The organism is Cognatundibacterium luofuense, from assembly GCF_018139685.1.
GTDB classification, from domain to species: domain Bacteria; phylum Pseudomonadota; class Gammaproteobacteria; order Burkholderiales; family Burkholderiaceae_D; genus Undibacterium; species Undibacterium luofuense.
On the sequence record NZ_JAGSPN010000420.1, the window covers coordinates 1 to 328 of the forward strand.

1 protein-coding gene is annotated in these 328 nt (G+C 50.6%); it reads left to right on the forward strand.

All coding sequences use genetic code 11. From position 1 onward, the window contains the following. On the forward strand, positions 1-328 hold a 328-nt coding region (locus tag KDM89_RS21040; protein ID WP_329604719.1), incomplete at both ends, for an FAD-linked oxidase C-terminal domain-containing protein.

Below are 328 nucleotides of genomic sequence, written 5' to 3' on the forward strand. Positions count from 1 at the left end.
GATGGCACGATTCCACGCAAACGGCTGGCTGAAGTGTTGACCGGGATCGCTGCGATGGAGCAGAAATATGGACTGTGCTGTGCCAATGTGTTTCATGCCGGTGATGGCAACCTGCATCCGCTGATCATGTTTGATGCGAATCAGGAAGGCGAGTTTTTACGTGCCGAGGCTTTTGGTGCGGAAATCTTGGAATTGTGCGTTGCTGTAGGCGGCACCATCACCGGTGAACACGGTGTGGGAATAGAGAAAATTAACTCCATGTGCGTACAGTTTACACAAACCGAGTTAAACGCTTTCTTTGCCGTCAAAAAGGCATTCGATACGGCTG